The following is an 18,834-nucleotide window of genomic DNA, read 5'->3' as shown; positions in this document are numbered from 1 at the left end:
TCTGTTAGATGCGGCGGCCTTTTTCGTATACGAAGGCTGGGCCAACAAACCCGAGAAATTGCTGGATTCTACCCAGCCAAAAGGCTCATTATCGGAGAAATTTCACCAAGTGAAATGCTACTGATTGCGTTACCTTAACTTAAATCCAGCTTTCTCAATAGTTTCTGCAGAAACTACCATGCACTAATCAATAAAATTCGCAATCGTTTGCTGATTGCGCTGTCAAACAGCCTCGGCTTGCACTATGGGCGCCCATGTTCGGGAAGGGGGCACAGACAGGGACGCAGTATCGTGGAACAATTGGATACATCGCAGGCGCTTCACGCGCTGGCTGTTTTGCAAAGCTATTTTGATCGAGATAACTGCCCAAAAGCAGTGTCTGCGATGTCGTCCGGCCGTTCAGACTATGCAGCCCTTGCGCAAGACCATCTCGCCTTGCGAGCACTTCGGCGTCGGATGTTCGGTGTTGAACTATCGAGCGAGCATTGCTGGGACGTTATTGTCACGCTGTATCTATCCAAATGCTCGCAGACCCGCATGAGCATAACAGACGTTTCCTACGCCACGGGAATATCGGCTGCCACTGTGATCCGCTGGCTAAATGTTCTCAGTGCCAATGAAATGTTGGTGAGAACTGCCGATCCGCTCGACGGGCGTCGCACCTGGATCTCGCTAACGAATGAAGCTTGGAAGAAGGTAGAGGTGTTCTTCGCCCGCCAGAAGGCCAAGAGTTACACAGACACCAACAAAGTAAGCGAGGCCGCTTGAAAGGCACTTCAATCTTCACCGGCGCAGGTGAACCGTGAACTCTCAAACGAGAGCCCGCGCCTTGCTGGCAACGATCCAGAAGCTAAGAGAGATTATTGTCGAGTTGGATAACGCCGGCTTGTGGTTTGAGGCTGCCCAAGTGGCATCAACGCTGGAGTTGATTGATGCTCACACTCGGGAAAAAGACGCAGCGACAATCCGCAAACTCTGAATTACCCAAAAGAAGCGATATCGATTGCGGGCGCAACCTTGGCTGCGACATCCTGCACTATCGCCAAGACCACACCCGATCCATTCGGGGTTAACTCCAGCCAGGTGCGGCGCTTGTCAAAAGCGTCTGGACGCCGGCTCAGCAACCCGTGCTGTTCCAAAAGGCGGAGCCACCGGATCACCGTAGCGCCCGGCAACTGGGCAACAACCGCTATATCCGTAACGCTGATCTGCTGGTGCTCACCCTCAGCGATGAACAATTCAAGAAGTATCCGCCAGCCCGGACTAGTAGCCGGCATGAACGGAAGCAACTTTTCACGTTCGACCAAGTTGGAGCGCAAACCTCTGGCTGCAGCTAACGCGACTCTTTGCCGATTAGCGTCGCGCGTTTCTCTTTTCTCTTGCGATTCCAGAAGCTTCGTCAATAAACGGCTAGCATTGGCAATCTGTATCCTCTCGATTTGATCCATTTATGCCCCCAGCAACAATTGACAGATCTCAGAAAAGTTAGAGCCGAAGATTCCTCCTTGCATTGCGCAATGTCAAACTAGAAAACTTTGCACTTCATTTCAATTAATCTCCCCGGGACCTGACCTAATTGACAGCTTTTACGATTAATTTCAATAGCCGCTTAGGACTTCCGCCTCAGTACGATCAATAAGAAAGTGACTGAAAACTATCTGTAAAATTCTCCCTTCTGAGAAAGGGCGCTTGATCCTTGCGACAAGCATTAAATGGACGAAGGGGGAAATAAAAATACATCCGCCATATATCCAAATATGCTTGATTTAATGCTAGGAGATAGCGCTCTCAACGAGAAGTGCCCAAGACAGATACTAACATCAATTTCAATAATGCTCTTGCAAAGTCTTTTCCCTTTATGAGCGAACTTGGACCAACCGTATGTGCAGGCGTGCCGATAGCAGCAAGATGAATCCTCCAATTAACAAGCCATCAGAAAACAGGTCGAAATCGCACTAGCGATAATACCTCCTATCACTAGTGCGCTTGCAGTTTGAGCGTCGAGGGGGCATGTTTCAATCATGCAGACACCGCTCGATCTTCCAGTTTCGCTGACACACGCCAATCGTAATGATGCGGTTATCGATGATGCCCTTCTGGATGTCGCACGTCGTGCGATGAGCGCAAACTCATGGCGGGCTTTGCGTGCGGATCTAAAAGTGTTTGCTGATTGGGCCACCAGCATGCAGATGAAATCATTACCGGCCGAACCGGATGCCATCGCCACTTTCCTGCAATCACAAGCTGAGCTCGGCAAGAAAGCAGCGACGTTATCGCGATATGCAAGCTCCATCGCGCGTGCGCATTTGATGGCAAACCTGCCAGATCCCACCAAGTCAGAACGGGTCCGCCTTGAATTGAAGGCTCAGCGGCGCGCCTTGGGCGTGCGCCAAAGGCAGGCAAAAGGCCTTCGATTCAAGGGTGAAGTTTCAGATCCTCTCATTGCAACAGGTCCAGTTGGCGTCTGCGTGGAAGCCATGCTCAGCGCTTGCCCGCAAACTATCCAAGGTCAGCGTGATCGCGCAATTCTGTCAGTTGCTTTCGATACCGGACTGCGGCGTAGCGAAATCATCGCCATTCGCTGGGTGCATATTGAGAAGGGATCGTCAGGCGCAGGGCGCCTGTTCATCCCGCGTAGCAAGTCGGACCAAGAGGGAGCAGGCACATTCGCCTATCTGTCTCAACGATCCATGGAAGCGCTCAGACAATGGCGGGATGTTTCTGGCAATGATGGGCCGGTTTTCAGGAGGGTGCATAAAGCCCGAGAGAAGTCTGGCCAAGATGTTTGGACGGTAGGAGCCCAACTGTCGGCACAGTCTGTGACGCTCATTTACAGGTCCATGTTGGATCGGGCACGTGATGCCGGCTTTCTGGGCAATCTCGAGCACGCCGAGTTTGAGAGTTGGCGCCGCAGCCTTACGGCGCATTCAACACGAGTAGGCCTGACACAAGACCTGTTTTCTGCAGGTCAGGATCTTGCTGGCATCATGCAGGCTCTACGCTGGAAAAGCCCGCAACAGCCGGCACGCTACGCGCAGGCCCTCAGTGTCGAGGCAAATGCGGCTGCTAAAGTGGTGAGCAAATTCTGAGCCGGCATGCCCGGCGAACCGTGTTCGCCTCCTGGCAACTGGCAACTGGCTCAAAGTACGGAAGGGCAGAATGCAGCGCGCTAAGAGCCCTACCGGAGGGGTAACAGACAGGGTTTAGAATCTCTTAACAGCTCTAACCGTAGATCAAGGCTCGCGATCAAGCGATTGACGAGTCACCTGCATGATGTTCCGCGCGATAAACAATGCCTGCGTTTGTGCTGCTCAGGATGCGGTTCGATGAGCCGCGCACCCTCCGGCCTCGCAATTGGCAATTCCGGCTCTTACGAGAAGTTAGCGGTTCCAAACATTTGGCAGCGTTACAGGAAGTACGGCGCCGTCGTGATTTGGGCCAGCATCCTACTGAATCTGATAGTTTTTTCAGGTTCCGTATACATGATGCTCGTTTACGACTCCGTAATCCCAAGCCACAGCGTGCCAACGCTTCTTGGACTCTTCCTGATGCTTGTAGTTCTGTACGGCTTTCAGGCAGTCTTTGAGTTCGTTCGCGGAGAAGCCATGCTGGGCATAGCGAACGGCATTCACGCCGAGGTTTACTCCGATCTCCATTATGCGACCAGCGCCGCGGCACGACATGGAATTGCGCGCAATTCAGACGGACTTCAGCTCATCCGGGACTTTGATCAGCTGCACGGCTTTCTGATTGGCCCAGCTCCTTTGGCTATCATGGACCTGCCTTGGGTGGTTTTGTTCCTTTTAGTTCTCACATCGCTTCACTGGGCTCTGGGTGTGACCGCTCTAGGCGGCACGTTAGCCATGATTGCATTGGCGATCTATTCGAACAGGCAAACTGCAAGAGGCTCTGCCAACCTCCACGCCGTGTTGGGCGCACGCTCGGCAGCGACACTCCAGGAGATCCGTTTTTCCGATGCAGCGGCGGCTTTGGGCATGCAACCCGCCCTGCTTGGGCGCAGCGCCGCCTTCGAAAATGACTATATCTCCAGCCAATCTGTTCTCTCGCGCGTGCTTTTGCGGTTGGGCAGTGCAAGCAAGATCTCACGCATGTTGCTGCAATCCCTGCTGCTCACAGTCGGTGCGCTCTTGGTCATCTCTGGTAAGGCGAGCGGCGGCGTCATACTGGCATCATCGGTTCTGAGCGGTCGTGCTCTTGCCCCCATCGATACCCTGATCGGAAACTGGCGCGTCGTCACGGCCGCAAAGGCAGGATGGGGTCGGCTGTCCGAGGCGCTTACCGCCTTCCAGCCCCCCGCTCCGCGCACTACCAAACTACCCCGACCTGCAGGTGAAGTCGAGCTGCGCGACGTTTGGTTGACACCGCCTGGCAACCCGACCCCTGTGGTAAGTGGAGTGACGTTAAAGTTGAAACCTGGCCAAGCGATCGCTGTGATTGGGGCCAGCGCAGCGGGCAAGAGCAGTCTCGCAAAGGCTTTGGCAGGTATCTGGATGCCGGCGCGAGGAGAGCTGCGGGTTGGCGGCGCAACTTACGATCAGTGGGACCCAGCGGTGTTTGGCAAGGCGATCGGCTATGTGCCCCAGACCGTCGATCTGCTCGATGGTACCGTCAGCGAGAACATAGCCCGCTTCGAGCCTGGGGCCGTGGCAGCAGACATCATACGTGCGGCAAGCGAGGCGGGCATACACGAGACGATCTTGAGCCTGCCAAACGGATACGACACCTTCTTGTCTTCCAATGGTGGCGAACTTTCGATTGGTCAGCGCCAGCGGCTGAGCCTTGCCAGAGCCCTATATGGTGATCCTTTCATACTCATCCTGGATGAGGCCAACTCAAACCTGGACGCTGCCGGGGATGCAGCTTTGGCCGCCACGATCGAAGCAGTTAAAGCACGCTCCGGGATTGTGATCATGATCACACATCGCCCATCGACCTTAGCACCAGCAACACACGTCGCCGTTATGGATAGCGGTCGAGTTGTCGAGTTCGGTCAACGAGATGAGGTTCTCAGCAAACTCGGCTTGGCCAAACCTATCACCACGCACCTTCCTGAAAGTCAGAAGAGGGTGGCTGCGGCATGATGGCGACTCAATCATCTGTGCATGCCCTCCCTTCAAGCTTCGGTGGGTTGGACGCAGACGTAAAAACTCCTCCGACCTTGCTTCGGAAAACCCTGATGGCATCTGCCGGTGTCTTCGGGATATTGTTCGCCCTTGCGGCAGTCGTTCCCATGTCCGGGGCGGTTATCGGACATGGCCAGGTTGGCGTCGAAACGAACGTCAAGCGCATCTCACATCCTCTGGGCGGCGTTGTCTCACAAGTACTGGTGAAGAACGGCCAGCACGTGAAGAAGGGGGACTTGCTCGTTCGGTTAGACAATGAAGTTTCAAGCGCGGACGCGCTCTATTCATCGCTAACCGTCGAGCAGTTATTAGCGCAAAAAGCACGCTTGGAAGCTGAACGCACCGGTTCAGGCACCTTGGTTTTTCCGGCTGAGCTTTTGCAAGCAAATTCAGCTAGCGCGCAACAGGCTATGGCTGATGAGGCCCGTCTGTTCCACTTACATCAACAGGAGCGAATACAGCTCAGGGCACAGCTTCAATCACGCATTGCGCAAGCCGGCCAAAACATCAGAGCTGTCAATGCACAGATCTCTTCATTGCGTAAGCAGCGTAATCTGATCGAGCCTGAGCTCAAGAGCGTCCGAGAACTCTGGGAACGGCGTCTAGTCACCATCAGCCGCACGAACCAGATGGAAAGGGCAGCGGTCGATCTGGAAGGCAGCATTGCTGCCCAACAGGCAGAACTATCTCAGATTGGTGCAAGGATAAGCGAAACTCGCGAGCAAATCATACAGCTGGAGGCGAGCAAACGCTCTGTCGCAGGGGAAGAGCTTGCGCGCACAAACGCCGTTCTCAACGAGCAGAGGATGCGCAAAGCAACGGCAGTCGATCAGAACGCCAGAAGCGAGATACGAGCGCCTTACAGTGGTACCGTAGAGAAGCTGGCGTTCTCAGCGACCGGTGAAGTGATCCGGTCGGCCGAGCCGATAATGGAAATTGTCCCGGACCACGATGCTATGATTGTCGAAGCGTCGATTGGGGTAACCGATGTCGATCAGGTGCGCGTTGGACAAGAGACACGCATACGCTTCAGTTCATTCAGCCAAGCCGTCACGCCTGAAATCCCGGGCCGGGTGATCTATCTGGCGGCTGATCGCTCTGAGAACCCACAGTCACGCGAGCCATTCTATGTCGTAAGAATCGCCATCGACAAAAAAGCAACGCGTAGCGAAGGGATTGCGCTACGCAGCGGGATGCCAGCGGAGGTTTTCATCTCCACTGGCAGCCGCTCACTGCTTTCTTACATCACCAAACCGCTGCGAGATCAGATATCGCGGGCTTTCAAGGGCGACTAGATTTCAAACAGCCGTTCCGATCGAAGCTTTATGCTCGTTGCAATGGCACGCAATATCCTTGAAATCCGATATACCACGTCCACGAATGGCTCGACCTTAGATCACAAAGCTGTAGTCGTTCTGGCCATGGGTAAGATCCAGATTGAAGACGCCTGCCAAATGGATGGTTTCGGCAGCCGCCGCTCCACCATGGGCGCTATCTGGCGTGATCACATAGTAGTCGCTTTTCCCGACCTGAGAGAGTGTACCTGCTCCGTACCCGACAAACATGAGCGTATCGCCGAGTACTTTTCCTGCCCCTGAGAAGTCTGTGACCCGGTCCCCATTGGCCTCACCTTTCTTGAAGATGAAGGTATCCGCCCCGCTCCCACCGGTCAAAATATCGGCCCCTGCACCACCATCCAACTTGTTGCTGGCCCCATTGCCCTTGAGAATGTTCGCCAAGTTGTTCCCGAACGCATCTATGGCGTTCTTGCCGGTCAAAGTCAGGTTTTCTACGTTCGACTGGAGGGTGTAAGAGATCTTGGAGATAACCTCGTCCAGGCCTTGTCCAGCTTTCTCTACGATCAGATCACCTGCATCATCCACGTAATAGACGTCGTTCCCTGCCCCGCCGACCAGAGTATCTGCGCCAGCACGACCATCGAGTACGTCGTTGCCAATCCCGCCGGTAATGGTGTTTGCGAGGTCGTTTCCGATCCCTCGGAAGTTGTCTTCGCCAAGATACGTCAGGTTCTCGACAAACTTTGCCAGGGTGTAATCTGTGGCTGATGAAAGGACTGTATCTGTGCCTCCCGACGCGTACTCGACAATCGAGTCTGCGGTATTGTCGACCACGTAAGTATCGTTTCCAGCACCTCCCAAGAGGCGATCCGCCCCCCCCTTGCCATCGAGGAAATCGTCACCGACACCGCCTGAGATGGTATTAGCAGCGTCGTTCCCAACGCCAGTGAAGGCACCGTTTCCTTTGAAGGTCAGAACCTCAACATTCTCCGGGAGCACAAAGCGGTTGAGTGTGGTCTCGACAATATCCTGTCCGCCATCACGCAGTTCGACTACAACATCGTTGATATTGTCCACGATGTATTTGTCATTTCCCGCGCCGCCGACAAGACGATCAGCCCCGAGCTTTCCATCAAGTATGTCATTGCCTGATCCACCGATAAGTACGTTATCAAGGTGGTTTCCATTCGCCCGGAATGTTGCAGAACCTGTATAGGTCACACTGACTTGACGGTTATCTAGGTTGAAAGACGCAGCTGCTGTCGAAATATCAACTGGGATCGTAGATAGCAGATCCGGTGCTCCAGCAAATGCTGCGACGTCGATAACGTCATCCTTCGTATAGGAAATAGGACTGGTAATTTGATTCAACGTATTATCCGAAAAAACAATGTCGTTGTTGTTTCCAGATTGCACCGTTATCAACTTCGAACCACGACTAATGAAGTTATCGAAGATGTCGATGTCCCGTGAATACGCTACGTTCGCCGATTGCGGATATCCGCTACCGACGTTGATGACTGTGGGATAATTGGGGTTTGCCTCAAAGAAATTGCCAAATGCCGCAGACGACTGGCCACCCAGAACATTGAGAGGGCGTTGACCGATGTTCTCGATCTGATTCCCAGAGACAACGACGTTCTTTGCTTCATATCCTGTGAAGCCAGGACGGAAAAACTGATCTTCGGTCCACCCTCCGATGATAATTCCATCCTTGCCGATATCATGGACATAGTTTCCGTCCATCAGGACATTCGTGGACCCGCCCTTCGCAAATATGCCTGCCGCTCCACGAGCGCCAGAAACTTCATTGCCGGCTACCACTGAATCATTCACGGCGAGGAAGTCGATCCCCTCTCCGCCTGTATTGCTTGTAGTGTTGCCGACGACAAAGACGCGATTGCCTTGGCTGATCTTAATCGCGTCATCACTCGTACCGGAAATGACATTGTTGGAGATGACGATGTTGCTCACCATATTGGTGAAGCTCGAACCTGATTGGCTAAACTGGATTCCGCGATTGCCTCCACGGATTTCAAATCCGTCGATCACAAAATTGTCCGTGCCCAATCCGGTAATGACGGATTTCGCAGGATCAGCTGCAATGATCTTTGCCGATTGCGCTCCATCGGCCGAGACAAGCCAGACAGGAGCAGATGACGTGCCTGGCCCAGACGACGGAAGTTTTACGTTCTCTACATAGGTGCCGGCTTTGACCATTACTGCTGTGCCAGCTTGGGCTGCGTTCACGCCCGCCTGGATCGTATTGAACGGCCTTTCGCTCGACCCGTCACCGCCGCTTGGCGCTAATGATGACACCCAAACAACTGTATTCGGTTTTGCGCTTGAGAAAGGGATCGTCTGGCCAAGGGCTACGACGCTTTGAAGAGCTGCAGTGAGAGCCACGTTTGTTTCGACCTTTCTTGAGCGCGCATAGGACTGCGCTTGCTGCGAAAGTTCGCATTAAGGCTTTAAAGAGGTGCTTTGCTTTCTGGTAAACGGTTAGTTATGTATGTTCCCGTTCTGTTAAAATGCTGTTCTAAAAACATTTTCGATCCGCACGGCAATGGTATCATGGGGGTGTCGACAAACATGCATTTCAGCGGCTCGCTGTTTTGGCGTTCCGAAAGAACTCCCAACGCTTGCGTGGAGATATCAAGTCTTTCGAGCACATTAACCATCTGAAGCCAAGCAGGCGACATTGCTGGCGCTGTGTTGTCCACCCGAAATGTGTTTGAAGCAGCGCCAATGATGATGGCCGAAGCTGTCCAGGTGATAGCAGGAAAGCGCTGTCCGAGACGTGAGTACCAAGATGTGGACATCTCGCCCCGGCAGAGGACAACCGAGGCGAGACTGACCGAATCTATCAGCTATCGAGACATTCGCTGATCAGATCCTTTCTGACTGCGCATGGTTAACATATTGCTAACGTAGTCGTGCCTTGGGAAAGCTAGGGTGCCCGGCCCCGCCGTTTCACCAGCAAAAGGGCAGCCAATCGCCAAATTTCGAGAGGGTGTCTTGTTTGGGCTGCAGTGTAAGCGCGTATCGCTGATAACTGGGTGATTGTTCTCAAACTGGATTTCGGCGAAGATCGAAAAGGTCGCCTTGCCGCGCAAGCGGGGATGGTCGCTTGGATACATTCCTCGCATTGGGCCGTAACAGGCGCAGCACGTTGGGCGCGACCACATAAACGGCATGGCGCCCCCCACCCCTGTTACAGTGATCGGTAGCATAGCCCGAATAATATCGGGTCATGAGGCCGGCCTTGACCAGGTCTGAGATGCTGCGACTTACGTTTGCCCGTCCAACCACCCTCGCTCTTTGCTCCATACTGCGACGGATCATAGCAGCATCCTCTTCCGCATCCCCCGTCAGGGCGGACGCAGCCTCAGCTTTGATGCGAGCTTCCATGATAGGCCGTTTGCCACATCGCTCACTGAGCGGATTCAACTGGATGCTAAGCCAGTCCCGCAGTAGCAACTTCTCGCTGCCGGTGTCGATGAATGGTCCAGCTTGACCATTTCCATCGGCGAGTTCGGCTACGAGTTGCAACAACAGCAACGCATAGCGCGGACGTGCTGAGCATTTGCTCAGTATGTCGTAAAGGCCACCAAGCCCTCCAAAGCCAAATTCTGTGCTCATCGATCAGTATTGAGCACAAACCGTGAATCTTGTGAATCCCCCAAATCCGATCACCTGTCGAATGTCAATCGTGACACTCCGCCTTGAGCAGCCTATCCTGTCCCTGGTCTGTGTCGTGGTTCGCCTTGTCTCCAGATTGGCGGCAGTCTTGTGATTAGCCAAGCACCTGTTCGACTTTCGCGGCTGGCTGGTGACATGTGTGACACTTTCTCGCGGGCAAAGTGTCACACATGCAACTTAGATTGCTGCCCACAGAATGGCTTACGTCTCGAGTTCATCATCACGGTCGCTGAAATGTGCTAGGCAACGGACAAAATGCCCCTCAAGTGCTTTTGAGAAATTGGGCGCGCTGACCGAAAGAAGTTTTAGTCCAGTCAACGGTGATCTAAGTCGGAGGCCCGGATAAGGGGCTACGAACTCACGGAATTGCGCTGTCTGGCTTGGGTAGCATTTTCGCTTGTCTACCCCCCTGTGCGAAATGTATACAGCGGTTTGAAAATTGACTTTTGATGCCAGCATCAAAAATGCAAGAGGGTTCGCAATGACTCAAGAGAACGAAGATCTGATTACGCTTACAGCGGATATTGTCTCGGCTCACGTAGGCAACAACAGCGTGGCCCTTGCGGACATTTCAAGCCTGATCAGCAACGTCTATAAAGCGCTATCATCGCTCGGTGCGCCGGCAGCACCAGAACCTGCCCCAACGCGCGAGCCTGCGGTCTCAATCCGCGCCTCGGTAAAGAACGACTACATCGTTTGCCTGGAAGACGGGAAAAAGCTGAAAATGCTCAAGCGTCATCTGGCTACTGCTTATAACATGACTCCCGAGGAGTACCGCGCGCGTTGGAACCTCCCGGCAGACTACCCCATGGTTGCGCCGGGTTACGCTGCAACACGCCGTGACCTGGCCAAAAAAATCGGGCTTGGTCGCAAGCCATCAACTGTGGCGGAAGAAGCGTAAACGTTGATCTTCACTGGAGATCTAACGCAACAGCTTTCTGCAGACTTTGGGGATCGGTGCTTCCGATCCCCTTTGTCATTGGCTCTCTAGCCATTTTGCCACTGACGTTATGGATCAGCAAACCAGCACTGGCTCGCGAAGTGTAAGCTCTAGTGTGTTGGGAGTTGCGATGCATTGCGCGCGCAGAGTTTGGTGATCGGCCGGGATTCATCCACACTGCTGCCATTTCCAGGTCAAAGTTTTGGCCAAAGACCCTTCGACGAGAGATCAACTGCAGGGGCAATAGCCTCCAGTCAACAAAGGCGTTGCTAATGCCGATGACCTGCGTACGCTTTCTGCCGGCAGCTCACACGTTGCCAGTGCAGTGCCTCTAAGCCCGGTCAGTCACCCTTTTGCTGACCGGGCTATTTCGAACAGCCGATCAGCCGACCAAATGGACAACTTCGGCTAACGCCAACCACATGAGGATTGCCGGCGGAGCGGCGATTATCATGCCACGCACGACCTTGCTTTCCATAAGTTCTCTCCGATTGCGACCTTTCTTGAAAATACAACGGCAGTATGAACCTTGGGTTTCCCAATGGGATTTATGCGTAAATTCGCTGCGATCCGTCCAACTGCACACCCCTTCCGATCGATATGAATGTTGTAATCACGGCTGTGATCGTCGTCGAGAAGCTGCAGCTACACAACACGACGCGTTCAGACGTCAGTACTATCGGGGAGCCAGGCACTAAGGTAGCCGCCAGGGCTGGCCTCAACTGCGCGATCCTTGATGCCGGGATCGACAAGTTCATTACCTATCTGCGCTACAAAGCTGTGAAAACCGGTAGCACATTGATCGCAGTCAAGGCGTTTGGGCACTAGCCAGACCTGCAGCGGCTGTCGCGCATCGGTGCCCAAGCCGCTCAGCCAACGTCGGCACACCTGTGCCTGCGTCCTTGACCTGCAGCGCGGGTCATCCTCGAATGAGGATTGTCCACTGAGGGGTTCAGCCCCTCGGGCAGCCTAACGTAGCCGATTGCGGCAAGGCGTGCTGCCGAAACGTTCCTCGCGGCCTGACGGCCGCGTTGCGAGAAACCGGATCGGTTAAGGCCGCTTGGCCACCGACCTGATACTTCGGAGAACCCCGTTTTCCTTATCACAACATCCGCAGCGGAACGCCTTACCCATCGATCCTCGTCACCAGTGCAGATACGGCTGACCGGGTCGTTCCGGGCCACTCGTTTAAGTACACGGCAGCGCTACAGGCGGCAGACGTTAGGCCGTAGCCGCATCTGATCCGGGTGGAAACGCGGGGAAGCCATGGGTTCGGCAAGCCGACCGACAAGGCAATTGCGCAAAGCGCCGGTATCTTCGCCTTTTTGGGGGAATGAACAGACCTCAGGCCTCGGCATTAGCTGCGGGTATTTCGGCAGTTTTGCCTGTCACTTTGGCCAGCCAGCGCCGCAAGGGCGCGCGGACCGGCCAGTCGAGGAGGTCGGCAAAGCTGCGCGGTGCCTCGTCCAGCCCGCACGGTGGCCAGCCGTCAGGGCGGCGGTAGGTGCCTGCAATGACGTCGAAAACCGGGAACAGTGTGGCGAAATTGGTATCGTAATGCTCTGGTAGGCGCGAATGGTGGCGGCGGTGATAGGCCGGGCTGTTGAGCAGCCATGACCACTTCCCAAAGTCCACCTTCAGGCTGGCATGCACGAAGTAGTGATAGAGCGAGAACGCAGCGTAGATCACGAACATCGACGAGGTCGGATTGATGATCATCGTCGCCAGCGGCCAGATTGTCAGCGCCTTGATCAGCCGGTCTCCACAGAAGTGGCGGTTGGTGGTGAGAGCGGTCATCTCCGTGTCGGAATGGTGCAGCGAATGCATGGCCCAGAGCCATGGCAGACGGTGCTGGGCAATGTGGAATAGCCATTCGGTGAAGTCGCGCGTGACGAAAACCAGCGCGAGGGCCAGCCAATAGGGCATCGCGGCGGCATCGAGCAGCGATCCGCCCATCCACTTCGGCCAGTAGACGTGGACGAAATAGGAGATGCCGAAATCGAGGGCATAGGCCTGCAGGTTGCGAACCCAGTCGCTTGGCCCGGGGTTACGGAGGCGTTCGAGCCAAGTGATCCCTGCCATGATGGCAAAGCCGGCAAACATGAGCCGCACTGATGACATGTCCGGATTGATACATCGGCACAGTTTACGACCTGTTCCGGTTGCAAAAATTCTGACGTTTCCATGTTGAGGCTCTATTCCGGAGCAAGCGCGGCGTCGCTGACCAGTTGAACCGCCCGTTCGTTTTTGGGATGGCCGGCATGTCTTTTGACCCAGATCCGTTCAATCGTAGCTTGATCGATCCTGCCCATTTCCTGCCGCGACACGTGCTGTCCTGATATCGCGGTGCGCGCTCTACCCTCAAGCAGTTGCCGATGCATGTGTGGATGCGGCCGCGTTTGCGCTCGGCCTCGAGTTACTATGTCCCAAGGCGTGAGAGCGCCATCGGCTCCTGGATTTTGGCGGGATCTTATGTGCTCGCAACTCCACAGAGCCTAAACTACGAGGTATGATCCCCAATACGATCAGATTGGACCAGGCGCGACATCGACGATGCGGAACACATCTCCAGAACCGGCATCGCGGATAAGATCAACCCGCTGGCCATCCCAGTGATAGTCAAGGTGTCGCCCCTGCAACGGATCGGAAGCGCAGTCCGGGTAAAAGAGTGCGGCACACTCCCCGCCAGGATTCCGGACGCTCATGTAAACGATGCCCTCGGATTTCCTACGCCGGAGACTTGCAGCGAGAGCTTGAGATGCTGCGTAGTCGTCAGGCTCCAGCATAGAGGATTGTTCGACCGCAGCCGATCTGATGTCGTGCAAGTCTGCATCGACCGCCATCATGATCTCCCGGAACTGCGACGTCCATCCAGGTTGCTCCTTCGTACGAGCCATAAATCTACTGTGATGGTGGATTGTCTCAAACAATGAAGTTTCAAAGCGGTCGCCGACGTAAAGCACGCCATAGCTGCCATCAGTAAAGCGGCTCGGTCGGTCGATGCTGACGTGTGTAAATGGTGCCATGAGGTAGGAGGCCCCAATGCCCCCGACACGCCGGTCAACTGGAACGAGATCAAGATTGCCAATCGCTGCCATGATGCGGGGATTGGTCTTCTGCTCTGCGGAAATCAGCAGCGGCCAATCAGCTGGATCAGCAATGTCTTCAAACAGGTCAATCGGCGGAAAGACACTGCGGATAATCCTGACAGCTCCTTTCCACCCAATTCGAGATATGGGGATGTCCGCTAATTCGTTCACCAGCCACCACGCTCAGCGTCAAGATAGCGACGCACTCGAAAGATATCGGTGAGTTCACCTCCAAGCATCACATCGAGCGCACTGGCCCCACTGAACGCGTCATTTGCCGCCCTAATCCAGGCATAACCCCGCGTTACCTCCGAGAAGATTATGCGGAGCGCCTTGTGGATGCCCATGAGGTTAGACAATCTTGCACGCCCATCACGGGAGATGCGCCCCGGGCCATCTGCCTTCCAGCGACGGAAAGAGCGCAGCGGCATATCGAGCAGCGTTGCAGACTGCTCGTCGGTCAGTTTCCATTTGCTGAACAGGTTGAGGACTGCCCTGAACATGGCAGCAGCTTCATCCTGCGTAATCGGATCAGGACGGAAGGCGGTAACGGCAGTATCAACGGGTTGCAAAGCCAGCATGGCATTTCTCCATAACACACATATATGCGATTTAATGCCAGATGGCAACATATCAGCGAGATGTTGCCATTCTTTTCAACACCTCCTGCCAAATTGAAACTTGCTGTCGTAAGAGATGCTGCGCTGAAACTGGAGAATGATTGGCAAACGGTTGCTCTGCTCCTAAGGGGCGAAGGCCGCAGCCGCAAATCGTCGAATTGCCAGCGGAACGGAACCCTAGAATGGAATGGAAAGCGCTAGCACCAAGCCAACATGGTTGTTGGTTACGTCTAACTCCCAGCGGAGCTGAATGACTCCGGCACAGACCGCTCCGTATTCGTGCAAGCCAATTACGCCAGTCATCACTGCCTCGGCGAGCTGCCCATCAGACTTTTGCCATACGACCATTTGAGCATGCTGCTCACACTGACGAAATGCCGATGCGATTAGGATCGGTGAGGAGTCTCGAAGACGGCAGAATTGTTTTTTGAGGCTACGACCACGGTACCCGCACCGACCATTGCGCATGAGCCGAGATAGATCAGGCCAAGACAGCCAATACCCACCAGAATATTACAAATTCAATCCATGGCCCCCTCATCACAGCGCCCACTGAACCAACAATCGAGCAAGAGACTTAAGCTGCGGATGGCTAACTCAATGCAGAGTTCAAAGATTATAATATTTTCATTGTGGTAGTGCATGAAGCTTTGATGGCACCATCTTAAGGCTTTGATTAACTTAATGACGCGAAAGCTATTTTCGATGTACGCAGCCAGTTCATGGCGCATGACTCAGAAGGTTTTGCGAAATTGGGTAAGTTAAACAGGCCTTGGCTCAGCGCCGCAGCAATAGTGGGCGGCCGCAAGTCCATCGGTCGAATCCCGGTTTGAGCCAAAACGCCGAGTGCAGTCCTAACGGCCTCAGAGGCTTGCAAGACGCTGTCTAGTAAGAAAGCAGCCGCTCGGCTTTATCTTTTATTTGATAGGACAAAGCTCGATAGTCCCCCGCATTTGCAGAATCAGCGCGCCACGCTGCAACAATTGTCCGGCTGCATTGCCATTCGTCGATGGGTAAACGAACCACAAGCGCATCACCGCCCACCTCAGAGCGAAGATACAGTTCAGGCAGAATTGCGAGCCCCACACCGCTACCTGCCATATGGTGTACGCTATCGAGGCTCGTACCCTCATAATCGAGCAGAATTTCAGCACCTAACTCGGCGCATGCCTGGCCGACGAGTTGATGATAGTGATGACGCGGGTCGAGCGTCAAAAAGCGCTCTCCAGCAAGATCGGCACGGGTAACTTGACCTGCATCTGCTAAATGGTGGTTTGGCGACGCCACGATACTCATAGGTTCGTCAAAGAGATGCATTACCTCTAGGTTTTCACCCGCCATTGGTCCTGGACCGACCACGAGATCGAGCCGCCCCAACGATAAATCTTTGGCCTGCTCTGCAGGAATGCCCTCTCGAATGTAAAATCGCAGTTCCGGAAGGTCGACTTTTAAAGCACCAATAAGCGCAGGCATGAGGTAAGGCCCCAATGTCGGTGTAATGCCGAAGCGGACGATACCTGAAAACTGCTTGGCGGACCTAGCGGTCAGCGCACGAATGTCGCGCACGCCCATCAAGACTTTCCTTGCCCGCTCGTAAACCTCTCGGCCGATTGGTGTCAGCTCAGCATTTGAAGTCGTACGATCAATTAGAGTCGCACCAAGGCGATCTTCCAACGCTCGTATCTGATGACTTAACGTCGGTTGCGAAATGTTGCAGTCCTGCGCCGCTCGGCCGAAATGACGCTGTTCAGCAACAGCCACGAAATATTCAAGCTGGCGAAGTGTTGGCACTTTTCACCCGATAGACGATTTCGATTGAAAAGTGCGTTATCTTTCGATTGGACGCAATAGTTTCAGTGTTGCAGACTGGTCAGGCAAGGAAAGAGAGGATGTCCCCGCAAATGGCTTTGTTGAAGGTCGCTTGTTCAAGGAGCCCCCGCTGAAGCGCCATCAACTGCCATTATGTCCTTGCTGGGGGCGGCCGCCCCGCTTCTAAGAGCCGCCCCCAAACAGTTTGAACGCGCTGCACGCTAGTCTGCCAAGTTTCAGGCGCGCAGCACGCCATGGCCTGATCTGGCCCGCTTCCGGAAGCGGTCGACCGAGGGCCCTGGGTCACTGGCGGCCTGCTGCAATCGATGCAGCGCCGCCAGACTAATCAAAACGTCGGTACTTTGCGAAAAGGAAAGGGTTCTTAAATGCTGGCCTTCCTAACCATCGCGGCATTCTCTATTGAATCCCTGACGGTCAATGCCGCTCCTCTTGATTTCCGGCTCCCTCATGAAGCTGTTCGGAGCTCTAAGCCGCACTGCCAACCGACCAACGAATTGACGGTCTGCGCACCCACCCACGATAGACATACCCAATGGCGGGTCCCCTCTGGAAATCTGGCAACCGACACGGTTTTGAAGCAACATGTTCGTAATCTGCGACTGCCAGTTACGCGTTGTTCAAATCCGGTCGAGGATGGACTACGTTGCGTGAAGCCTTCGCCGCTCCTGCGCGTCAGGTTCTCAGGACCCGGACAGCAGGATTAGCGAATACGTGGGCACCGTAGTGCCTTGCCTGCTAACCTCGCGGGTACATTCCGATTGCCGCACTCCTGCCGTATCCAACAGTTTACGCTCCTCGGCTCCTCAATTCGTCAAAGCTGTGGCGCACCAGCATGGTCCCGTTGCGCCAGACCGGGCGGAGCAAGTTATCGGCATCGGCCACGTCATGCATCCGCCGCGCCACCATGCCGCCGTTCTCCAGCACCACAGCCTGCCTTCCCGCCTTGCTGCTCTTGCCGGGGTCGGTGGCAGGAGCCTTGGCCACGCCGCGCCATACCCCGGCGGCATCGCGCATGGCGTTGGCCTTCATCGCAAAGCGCAAGGTATCGCGATTGACCTGCTGGAGCAGGCCACCGCCCATGCCGAAGGCGATGTTATCGATGGCGAAGCCTTCCTCGATCAACCGGTCGATCAGACGGGCAATCGTGGCAGGCGTCATGCCATCCCCCTGGATTACACGGACGTGGGGATCGAGCACACCATAGCCCTTGGTGTTGACGGTACCGCCGAAGGCTTCCCACAGGGTCTTGACCGCCCGCACCGGGGTTTCCACCGGATCACCGCTGTCGGGCCGCACTACCAGCGTGCCCTTCCGAGCCAACACCTTGTCGCGCAGGCTTCCGCCCCAGATGCCGGTCAGCGCCGCATCAAGATCATAGCTGTCCGAAACGACGGCAACGATCTTGCCCTCACCCTCGAACGCATCGAGCATGTTGGCATAGGCAGCTTCCTCGCGCTCGCGCCCCCAGCTGGTCATTGTGCTGTGCTCGGCCGCCGGGATCGAGAAGCCGGCCATGTCCGCGCCGTAGTAGTGACGGGCCGAAATCAGCGCTTCCATGGTGTCAGTGCCCATGAAGTTGACAAGGTGGGCCATGCCGCCAAGGCCTGCACTCTCGCCGCTGCTGGTGCCGCGGGCACCGAAGTCGTGCAGCTTGAATGGTAGCTGGCCTTCCACATCGTCGCTGGTCTTCTCGAGCCCTGCACGGATGATCAGGCGGCACTGGCGGCTGAGAGTGGCGACCGTGGTCGGATACCAGATTGCCCGAAGCAGGGCAGTCTCGATGAAGGTTGCCAGCCATGGCAAACGCGGGTCCGTCGTCTCGACCTGCACCATCGGCACCCCGGTCGGCACGATCATGCCTTCAGGCAGAGCGCGGATCTCGATTGGCAGGTAGCCGCCATGTTCGTCGAGCACGATCTGCCAGCCCTTACCATTGAAGGGCACGCCATGCGCGGTGCAGACTGCCTCGGCCTCGTCGATGTCAGCCTGGGTGATCGGCCGCCCGAGATAGTCCATGAGGTAGGGCTGCAGGCCCATGAACAGCACTTCGTCAGCAAAGTCGTTTGGCCGAGCCTCGATGTAGGCGCTTATCGCGCGGGTCTCGGGCGGGTATTGCAGGAAGTGGCTGTGCTTGTAGCTGTCGGTTGCCAGGATCAGGTTGGTCATGATGTGAACTCCTCACATTATCGCCGGGTGCAGGACTCCCCTGCG

Annotated in this window: 14 protein-coding genes and 1 pseudogene; 7 read left to right on the top strand and 8 right to left on the bottom strand. The window is 55.2% G+C overall.

From position 1 onward, the window contains the following. Window positions 1-291: 291 nt before the first annotated feature. Both B9A23_RS18030 and B9A23_RS22920 read left to right on the top strand, forming a co-directional pair. Window positions 292-768, top strand: a complete 477-nt coding sequence (locus B9A23_RS18030; RefSeq protein ID WP_139797545.1) for a helix-turn-helix domain-containing protein — start codon at window positions 292-294, stop codon at window positions 766-768. Between the two features lie 34 nt (window positions 769-802). Further along, a complete protein-coding gene (locus B9A23_RS22920) occupies window positions 803-979 on the top strand; it encodes a hypothetical protein (protein ID WP_176218055.1) in 177 nt (58 codons plus the stop codon). A gap of 1 nt (window position 980) precedes the next feature. Here B9A23_RS22920 and B9A23_RS18025 read toward each other — a convergent pair whose 3' ends face one another. After that, window positions 981-1,448 (bottom strand): MarR family transcriptional regulator, encoded by a 468-nt coding sequence (locus B9A23_RS18025; protein WP_084280493.1) that lies wholly within the window; start codon window positions 1,446-1,448, stop codon window positions 981-983. Window positions 1,449-2,021: 573 nt separating this feature from the next. Here B9A23_RS18025 and B9A23_RS18020 point away from each other — a divergent pair. From B9A23_RS18020 to B9A23_RS18010, 3 genes are all read left to right on the top strand, one after another. Next, the gene (locus tag B9A23_RS18020) at window positions 2,022-3,089 is read left to right on the top strand and encodes a tyrosine-type recombinase/integrase (RefSeq protein ID WP_084280492.1); all 1,068 of its coding nucleotides are present in this window, start codon (window positions 2,022-2,024) and stop codon (window positions 3,087-3,089) included. Between the two features lie 237 nt (window positions 3,090-3,326). After that, a complete protein-coding gene (locus B9A23_RS18015) occupies window positions 3,327-5,102 on the top strand; it encodes a type I secretion system permease/ATPase (RefSeq protein ID WP_084280490.1) in 1,776 nt (591 codons plus the stop codon). Beyond that, window positions 5,099-6,439 carry an HlyD family type I secretion periplasmic adaptor subunit gene (locus B9A23_RS18010; protein WP_084280489.1) on the top strand — a complete coding sequence of 447 codons (1,341 nt, stop codon included), beginning with the start codon at window positions 5,099-5,101 and terminating at the stop codon, window positions 6,437-6,439. Before B9A23_RS18015 ends, B9A23_RS18010 begins: the two co-directional genes overlap by 4 nt. A gap of 96 nt (window positions 6,440-6,535) precedes the next feature. Here B9A23_RS18010 and B9A23_RS23460 read toward each other — a convergent pair whose 3' ends face one another. Then, window positions 6,536-8,848 carry a right-handed parallel beta-helix repeat-containing protein gene (locus tag B9A23_RS23460; protein WP_139797544.1) on the bottom strand — a complete coding sequence of 771 codons (2,313 nt, stop codon included), beginning with the start codon at window positions 8,846-8,848 and terminating at the stop codon, window positions 6,536-6,538. Window positions 8,849-9,511: 663 nt separating this feature from the next. Beyond that, complete coding sequence (locus B9A23_RS18000; protein ID WP_084280486.1) at window positions 9,512-10,084, bottom strand: hypothetical protein; 573 nt, start codon at window positions 10,082-10,084, stop codon at window positions 9,512-9,514. Between the two features lie 541 nt (window positions 10,085-10,625). Here B9A23_RS18000 and B9A23_RS17995 point away from each other — a divergent pair. After that, entirely contained in the window at window positions 10,626-11,045 is a 420-nt protein-coding gene (locus B9A23_RS17995) for a Ros/MucR family transcriptional regulator (protein ID WP_084280485.1), read from the top strand. Between the two features lie 1,136 nt (window positions 11,046-12,181). Continuing rightward, window positions 12,182-12,421, top strand: a pseudogene (locus B9A23_RS23365) (prolyl oligopeptidase family serine peptidase); the annotation flags it as partial. 7 nt (window positions 12,422-12,428) lie between these two features. Here the strand turns inward: B9A23_RS23365 and B9A23_RS17980 are convergent. From B9A23_RS17980 to B9A23_RS17955, 5 genes are all read right to left on the bottom strand, one after another. Further along, window positions 12,429-13,166 (bottom strand): sterol desaturase family protein, encoded by a 738-nt coding sequence (locus B9A23_RS17980; RefSeq protein ID WP_176218054.1) that lies wholly within the window; start codon window positions 13,164-13,166, stop codon window positions 12,429-12,431. Between the two features lie 443 nt (window positions 13,167-13,609). Beyond that, window positions 13,610-14,344, bottom strand: coding sequence for an RES family NAD+ phosphorylase (locus B9A23_RS17975; protein ID WP_084280481.1), 735 nt, complete (start codon window positions 14,342-14,344; stop codon window positions 13,610-13,612). Beyond that, a complete protein-coding gene (locus B9A23_RS17970) occupies window positions 14,341-14,754 on the bottom strand; it encodes an MbcA/ParS/Xre antitoxin family protein (protein WP_084280480.1) in 414 nt (137 codons plus the stop codon). The genes B9A23_RS17975 and B9A23_RS17970 overlap by 4 nt, the downstream gene beginning before the upstream one ends. Window positions 14,755-15,678: 924 nt before the next feature. Beyond that, on the bottom strand, window positions 15,679-16,584 hold the full coding sequence (locus tag B9A23_RS17960; protein ID WP_084280477.1) for a LysR family transcriptional regulator: 906 nt from the start codon (window positions 16,582-16,584) through the stop codon (window positions 15,679-15,681). An 825-nt stretch (window positions 16,585-17,409) separates the two neighbouring features. Further along, window positions 17,410-18,789, bottom strand: a complete 1,380-nt coding sequence (locus B9A23_RS17955) for a nicotinate phosphoribosyltransferase (RefSeq protein WP_084280476.1) — start codon at window positions 18,787-18,789, stop codon at window positions 17,410-17,412. Between the last annotated feature and the right edge of the window lie 45 nt (window positions 18,790-18,834).

Source organism: Novosphingobium sp. B1 (genome assembly GCF_900176395.1).
Classification (GTDB): Bacteria; Pseudomonadota; Alphaproteobacteria; order Sphingomonadales; family Sphingomonadaceae; genus Novosphingobium.
The sequence above is the reverse complement of the archived record's forward strand: the minus strand, read 5'-3'. Positions and strand labels throughout refer to the sequence as shown.

Excerpts from the sequence above, each read along its gene's own strand:
- B9A23_RS18025 (WP_084280493.1), bottom strand. The coding sequence starts at position 1,448 with ATGGATCAAATCGAGAGGATACAGATTGCCAATGCTAGCCGTTTATTG.
- B9A23_RS18020 (WP_084280492.1), top strand. The coding sequence starts at position 2,022 with ATGCAGACACCGCTCGATCTTCCAGTTTCGCTGACACACGCCAATCGT.
- B9A23_RS18015 (WP_084280490.1), top strand. The coding sequence starts at position 3,327 with ATGAGCCGCGCACCCTCCGGCCTCGCAATTGGCAATTCCGGCTCTTAC.
- B9A23_RS18010 (WP_084280489.1), top strand. The coding sequence starts at position 5,099 with ATGATGGCGACTCAATCATCTGTGCATGCCCTCCCTTCAAGCTTCGGT.
- B9A23_RS18000 (WP_084280486.1), bottom strand. The coding sequence starts at position 10,084 with ATGAGCACAGAATTTGGCTTTGGAGGGCTTGGTGGCCTTTACGACATA.
- B9A23_RS17995 (WP_084280485.1), top strand. The coding sequence starts at position 10,626 with ATGACTCAAGAGAACGAAGATCTGATTACGCTTACAGCGGATATTGTC.
- B9A23_RS17980 (WP_176218054.1), bottom strand. The coding sequence starts at position 13,166 with ATGGCAGGGATCACTTGGCTCGAACGCCTCCGTAACCCCGGGCCAAGC.
- B9A23_RS17970 (WP_084280480.1), bottom strand. The coding sequence starts at position 14,754 with ATGCTGGCTTTGCAACCCGTTGATACTGCCGTTACCGCCTTCCGTCCT.
- B9A23_RS17955 (WP_084280476.1), bottom strand. The coding sequence starts at position 18,789 with ATGACCAACCTGATCCTGGCAACCGACAGCTACAAGCACAGCCACTTC.